This is a genomic window from Streptomyces sp. NPDC006476 (assembly GCF_040612015.1).
In the GTDB taxonomy this organism is placed as follows: Bacteria; Actinomycetota; Actinomycetes; order Streptomycetales; family Streptomycetaceae; genus Streptomyces; species Streptomyces griseorubiginosus_B.
Window position 1 is genome coordinate 1 of record NZ_JBEXPK010000216.1, and the last position, 3,500, is coordinate 3,500.

Annotated in this window: 3 protein-coding genes; all 3 read left to right on the forward strand. The window is 71.0% G+C overall.

Features of this window, described 5'->3' with window-relative positions; translation table 11 throughout:
• Positions 1–31 precede the first annotated feature (31 nt).
• Genes ABZZ74_RS53080 through ABZZ74_RS53090 form a run of 3 tightly spaced genes read left to right on the forward strand, consistent with a single transcriptional unit; the run spans position 32 to position 3,487 of the window.
• Complete coding sequence (locus ABZZ74_RS53080; RefSeq protein ID WP_356951300.1) at positions 32–742, forward strand: ATP-binding cassette domain-containing protein; 711 nt, start codon at positions 32–34, stop codon at positions 740–742.
• A complete protein-coding gene (locus ABZZ74_RS53085; RefSeq protein WP_356951298.1) occupies positions 729–2,813 on the forward strand; it encodes a YhgE/Pip domain-containing protein in 2,085 nt (694 codons plus the stop codon). The genes ABZZ74_RS53080 and ABZZ74_RS53085 overlap by 14 nt, the downstream gene beginning before the upstream one ends.
• Before the next feature lie 47 nt (positions 2,814–2,860).
• Positions 2,861–3,487, forward strand: coding sequence for a TetR/AcrR family transcriptional regulator (locus ABZZ74_RS53090; protein WP_356951299.1), 627 nt, complete (start codon positions 2,861–2,863; stop codon positions 3,485–3,487).
• Positions 3,488–3,500 lie beyond the last annotated feature (13 nt).

Genomic DNA, 3,500 nt, shown 5'->3' on the forward strand with positions numbered 1-3,500 from the left:
AACCACTACAAGACCAGGGGATGGGGGGAACGTGCCCGGTACCGGTGTCACGGCCCGCGGCCTCGGACTCAGGGGCCCTCGCGGCCGGGTCTTCGGCGACGTCACGTTCGACGCCGCGCCCGGCTCGCTGATCGCGATCGAGGGACCGTCGGGGTCAGGCCGTACATGTCTGCTGCTGACCCTCACGGGCCGGATGAAACCCACCGAGGGAACGGCCGAGGTCGGCCAGTGGCGGCTGCCGAAACAGATGGCGGCCGTACGCCGGGTCAGCGGCCTGGCGAACGTGGCCGGTGTCACCGACCTCGAACCGGCCCTGACCGTCGGCGAACACCTGCGCGAACGGGCGCTGCTGCAACGGCGTTTCGGCGACTCGCTGCGCGGTCTGCTGCGGCCCCGGCGCGAGCGGACGGCCGAGGCGAAGCTGCGGATCGACGACGCCCTGGCCGCCGCCGGGCTGGACCGCGAGTCGCTGCCCAAGGGCTCGCGGACCGCCGTGCGCGATCTGGAACGGCTGCAGGAGCTGCGGCTGTCCCTGGCGCTCGCCCTGCTCGGCAGTCCCCGGCTGCTCGGCGTCGACGACACCGACCTCAAGCTCTCGGATGCGGAACGGGCCGAGGCCTGGGCGCAGTTGAGGTCGATCGCCGAGGCCGGGACCACCGTCGTGGCGGTGTCCAGCCAGGCCCCGGAAGACGCCCTCGTCGTGAGCACACAGGGAAAGGAGAAGGCCGATGCGCTCGCCTAGGCTCGCCGCCCTCGAACTGAGGCGCTTCCGCCGCGGCCGGCTGCCGAGGGCCGCGCTGGTGGCGCTCCTGATGCTGCCGCTGCTGTACGGCGCCCTGTACCTGTGGTCCTTCTGGGACCCCTACGGCCGCCTGGACCGCATCCCGGTGGCGCTCGTCAACGACGACAAGGGGGCGACCGCCGGCGGGAAGAAGGTCACCGCGGGCGACGACATCGTCGACGGGCTGCGGGACAGCGACACCTTCGACTGGCACGAGGTGAGCGACGCTCAGGCCCGCAGGGGTCTGGAGAACGGCACCTACTACCTGTCACTGACCATGCCCGCCGACTTCAGCGAGCGGATCGCCTCCAGTTCGGGCGACTCCCCGGAGACCGGCGCGCTGCAGGTGCGCACGAACGACGCGAACAACTACATCGTCGGGCAGATCTCCCGCACGGTCTTCAACGAGGTCCGCTCGGCCGCGTCCGCCAAGGCGTCGCGCACCTTCCTGGACCGGATCTTCGTCTCGTTCTCCGACATCCACGACAAGACCGTGACGGCCGCGAAGGGGGCCGACACGCTCCACGGCGGTATCGGCAAGGCGGAGAAGGGCTCCCAGGACCTCGCGGACGGTCTGAAGGAGGCCAAGAGCGGCAGCGGCAAGCTCGCCAAGGGGCTGAAGAAGCTCGACTCCGGAGCGGGTGCCCTCCAGGACGGCTCGCAGCAGGTCGCCGACGGCACCCAGACGCTCGCCGACCGGGTCAACGGCGTCTACGCGAAGGCCGGCCCGTTCCTGAAGGACAACGAGAAGACCATCGGCGACACGGCCCGGCTGGTCGCCGACTCGGCGGGGACGGTCAAGGACAACCTGGACGTCCTCGTGAAACTCGCGCCGGGCGCGGCGAAGACAGCACACGCTTCCGCCGCCGTCCTGGACGACGTCTACAGGACCCGCTGCCAGAGCGCCCCCCTGCCCGACCCGGCCTGTCCCGACCTGAAGAAGGCCCGGCAGGCGGCCGACGACGTGGCGGCGGTCGCCGACGACCTCAACACCCTCGTCACCGACCAGGACGGCGACCTGAAGACGATGAGGGCCAACCTCGGCACCCTCCAGAAGCAGGCCCGCGCCCTCTCCGAGCGCGCCCCGCACCTCTACGAGGACGTCAACACGGCCGTCAAGCAGATCAACAAGCTCAACGCCGGCGCCCACCAGGTCGCCGCGGGTGCGACGAAGCTGCACACCGGGCTCGGCACGGCCAGTACGGGCGCGGGCAAGCTGGATGCGGGCCTGGGCACCGCCGAGTCGGGCGCCGAGACGCTGAGCGGTGGCATGTACCGGCTGGCGGACGGCTCCGAGAAGCTCGCCGGCGGACTGCACGACGGCGCCAAGAAGATCCCCGACTACGACAAGAAGGACCGCGACGAGCGCACCGGCGTCATGGCCGACCCCGTCCGCCTGGCCTCCCACGACCTGCACAAGGCGCCCAACTACGGCACCGGCTTCGCCCCGTACTTCATCCCGCTGTCCCTGTGGGTGGGTGCGATGGTGGCGTACATGCTGATCCCGCCGCTCAACCGGCGTGCCCTGGGCGTCGGTTCGTCCGCGTGGCGGATCGCCTTCGCCGGCTGGCTGCCGGTCGTCGCGGTCGGGGTGCTGCAGGTGAGCGCGCTGATGGCCGTCCTGCACTGGGCGATCGGCCTGCGGATGCTGCGGGCGGCCGGCACGATCGGCTTCCTGTTCCTCGTGGCGGCCTGTTTCGCGGCGATCGTCCAGTGGCTCAACGCCCGCTTCGGTCCCGCGGGCAGAATCCTCGTCCTCGCGCTGCTGATGCTCCAGCTGACCTCGGCCGGCGGCACGTACCCCGTGGAGACCAGCCCGGGCTTCTTCAACGCCATCCATCCGTTCCTGCCGATGAGCTACGTCGTGGAGGCGCTCAGGCGGCTCATCACGGGCGGCGGCCTCGGACCGGTGTGGCACGCGTGCGTGGTGCTCGTCGGCTTCACCGCGGGCGCCCTCGCGCTGACCGCGGTGTCGGCCCGCCGCCGCCAGGTGTGGACCGTGGACCGGCTGCACCCGGAGCTGAGCCTGTGATCGGGAAGAAGGCGCTGCACGGGCGCGTACCTGTGACAATCGGGGCCATGGAAAGCAGCAGCACCACGTCGGGGGGCGGCACGCGCCGCGAGGCCACCCGGCAGAAGCTCTACGAGGCCGCCGTCACGCTCATCGCGGAGCAGGGTTTCTCCGCCACGACGGTCGACGAGATCGCCGAGCGGGCCGGGGTCGCGAAGGGCACCGTCTACTACAACTTCGCGAGCAAGTCGGTCCTCTTCGAGGAGCTGTTGCGGCACGGAGTGGGCCTGCTCACCGCCTCCTTGCGGGAGGCGGCGGAGAAGACGGCCCGGGACGGCGGCAGCAAGGTCGACGCCCTGGACGCGATGATCCGGGCCGGTCTCGTTTTCATCGACCGCTATCCGGCCTTCACCCAGCTGTACGTGGCCGAGCTGTGGCGCACCAACCGGGCCTGGCAGTCCACGCTGATGGTGGTGCGGCAGCAGGCAGTCGCCGTCGTGGAGGACGTCCTGCGCGAAGGCGTTCAGAACGGCGAGTTCAGTGACGAGATCGATGTGCCGCTGACCGCGTCGGCGCTGGTCGGCATGGTTCTGGTGGCCGCCCTGGACTGGCAGTCCTTCCAGCCGGAGCGCTCCCTGGACGACGTCCACGCGGCGCTGTCCCGGCTGCTGCAGGGGCGGGTCAGCGGCCGCTGACCCGCATCACCCC

Coding starts and splice junctions, on each gene's coding strand:
- ABZZ74_RS53085 (WP_356951298.1), top strand. CDS start 729: ATGCGCTCGCCTAGGCTCGCCGCCCTCGAACTGAGGCGCTTCCGCCGC.
- ABZZ74_RS53090 (WP_356951299.1), top strand. CDS start 2,861: ATGGAAAGCAGCAGCACCACGTCGGGGGGCGGCACGCGCCGCGAGGCC.